Origin of the sequence: Brevundimonas sp., from assembly GCF_036399195.1 — a bacterium.
Classification (GTDB): Bacteria; Pseudomonadota; Alphaproteobacteria; order Caulobacterales; family Caulobacteraceae; genus Brevundimonas.
This window is the reverse complement of record NZ_DASWNO010000192.1, coordinates 1-2,282: the sequence shown is the minus strand read 5'-3', so window position 1 is coordinate 2,282 and position 2,282 is coordinate 1. Positions and strand designations below refer to the sequence as shown.

The following is a 2,282-nucleotide window of genomic DNA, read 5'->3' as shown; positions in this document are numbered from 1 at the left end:
TGCGCCGTCGATCTGGACGCGGCCGGGCCGGTCTCGATCGCCACCGGCGTCGGCTTCTTCGACCACATGCTGGAGCAGGTCGCGACCCACGGCGGCTTCTCGCTGCGGCTCGCCTGCGAGGGCGACCTGCACACCGACCCGCACCACACCATCGAGGACTCGGCCATCGCCCTGGGTCAGGCCCTGAAGCAGGCGCTGGGCGAGCGGAAGGGCATCGCCCGCTACGGCTTCGTCGTGCCGATGGACGAGGCCAATGCGGCGGTCTCGATCGATCTGTCGGGGCGACCCTATCCCGTGTTTGAGGGAACTTTCTCGACGTCCATGATCGGCGACTACCGCACGGACCTGACCGCGCATGTGTTCCGCTCACTGGCCGAGGCCATGGGCGCGGCGGTGCATGTGTCGGTCACCGGCGACGACGACCACCACAAGACCGAGGCCGTCTACAAGGCGTTCGGACGGGCGCTGCGGCAGGCGATCCGCGTCGAGGGGGACACCGTGCCTTCGACGAAGGGCGTGCTGTGACCGAAGTCGCCCTGCTCGCCTACGGCGCCGGCAACCTCGCCTCCGTCCAGTTCGCGTTGGAGAGGCTTGGCGCGACTGTGCGACTGGTGTCCGACGGCGCCGGGATCGAGGCGGCCGAGCGGCTGATCTTGCCGGGAGTCGGCGCGGCGGCCTACGCCATGTCCCGCCTGCGGGAACTCGATCTCCTTGAGCCAATCCGCGCCTTCCCGCGGCCGCTGCTCGGCGTCTGCCTCGGTCAACAGCTGCTGTTCGAGAGCAGCGACGAAGGCGACGCCGACTTGCTGGGCCTGATCCCGGGGCGCGTTCGGCGGCTGGATCCGGGCCCGGGCCTGACCGTGCCACACATGGGCTGGTCGCGGCTGTCCCGTGACCGGGACGATCCTCTGCTGGAGGGTCTGGCGGACGGCGACTGGGCCTATTTCGTGCACGGCTACGTCTGCCCCGACGGCCCCACCACCCTCGCCCATGCGGACTACGGCGGCCCGGTGCCCGCCGTCGTGCGCAGCGGCCTGCGCTGGGGCTGCCAGTTCCATCCGGAGCGGTCCGCCGCCGCCGGCGCGCGCATCCTGAAGAACTTCCTCGAGCTGCCGGCATGATCGTCTATCCCGCCATAGACCTGAAGGACGGCGTCTGCGTGCGGCTGATGCACGGCCGCTTTGACGCCGTGACGCGCTATGACGAACACCCTGCTGCCCGGCTCGCCGCCTTCGCGGCTGAGGGGGCCGACTGGGCGCACATCGTCGATCTGGACGGCGCCGAAGCCGGTCGCGCCGCGCAGCACGCCCTGATAGGCGAACTCGCCCGGGCCGTGGACATTCGCATCCAGTGCGGCGGCGGCGTGCGCTCGGCGGAGGACGTGTCGGCCTTGCTTGAAGCGGGGGTCGAACGCGTCGTCGTCGGCTCGCTCGCCGTCAGCCAGCCCGAAACCGTGCGTGGCTGGCTGGAGCGGTTCGGAGCTGACCGTCTGACCCTGGCGATCGACGTCAAGGCCGACGGAGATCGCTGGATCCCCGCGCTCAAGGGATGGACCGAGGCCGCCGGCTGCGACCTGTGGCAGGCGCTTGATCAGTACCCGGAGGGAACCGCCCGGCACCTGCTGGTCACCGACGTCGGCCGCGACGGCGCCCTGACCGGTCCGAACATCAACCTGCTGTCGGAGATCGTCCGCCGCCGCCCTGACCTGAAGGTGCAGGCCTCGGGCGGGGTGGCGCAACTGACCGACCTCGCCGCCGCTGCCGCCGCCGGCTGCGACGGCGCCATCGTGGGACGGGCCCTGTACGAAGGTCGCTTCACCGTGGCCGAAGCGCTGGAGGCAACGGCGTGACCGCGCGTCGCATCATCCCCTGCCTCGACGTCAAGGACGGGCGGGTGGTCAAGGGCGTCCGCTTTCAGGGCCACGCCGACATGGGCGACGCCGCCGAACTGGCCGCGCGCTATCGCGACGCGGGCGCCGACGAGCTGGTCTTCTACGACATCGCGGCCAGTCCCGAGGGGCGGACGCTCGACTACGGCTGGGTGAAAAGCATCGCCCGCCTGCTGGACATCCCCTTCAGCGTCGCCGGTGGAATCCGGACGGTGGAACAGGCGGGGCGATGCCTCGACCACGGGGCGGACAAGGTGTCGATCAACTCACCGGCCCTGGAACGGCCCGAGCTGATCGCCGAGATGGCCGAGCGGCTGGGGCGGCAGTGCGTCGTCGTCGGGGTCGACTCCAAACGCGCCGGCGACGACTGGCAGGTGCACCAGTACACCGGCGA

The 2,282-nt window shown here is 70.8% G+C and carries 3 protein-coding genes and 1 pseudogene; all 4 read left to right on the top strand.

Annotated elements, in window-relative coordinates:
* Positions 1-525, top strand: a pseudogene (locus VGB60_RS08905) (imidazoleglycerol-phosphate dehydratase HisB); the annotation flags it as partial.
* The gene (hisH, locus tag VGB60_RS08900; protein WP_331037912.1) at positions 522-1,121 is read left to right on the top strand and encodes an imidazole glycerol phosphate synthase subunit HisH; all 600 of its coding nucleotides are present in this window, start codon (positions 522-524) and stop codon (positions 1,119-1,121) included. The pseudogene VGB60_RS08905 and the gene hisH, both read left to right, overlap by 4 nt.
* Positions 1,118-1,849: a 1-(5-phosphoribosyl)-5-[(5-phosphoribosylamino)methylideneamino]imidazole-4-carboxamide isomerase gene (gene hisA, locus VGB60_RS08895; RefSeq protein WP_331037911.1), complete on the top strand. Its 732-nt coding sequence runs from the start codon at positions 1,118-1,120 to the stop codon at positions 1,847-1,849. The genes hisH and hisA overlap by 4 nt, the downstream gene beginning before the upstream one ends.
* A partial coding sequence (gene hisF / locus VGB60_RS08890; protein WP_331037910.1) for an imidazole glycerol phosphate synthase subunit HisF occupies positions 1,846-2,282 on the top strand: 437 nt, incomplete at its 3' end. The genes hisA and hisF, both read left to right, overlap by 4 nt.

Excerpts from the sequence above, each read along its gene's own strand:
- hisA (WP_331037911.1), top strand. The coding sequence starts at position 1,118 with ATGATCGTCTATCCCGCCATAGACCTGAAGGACGGCGTCTGCGTGCGG.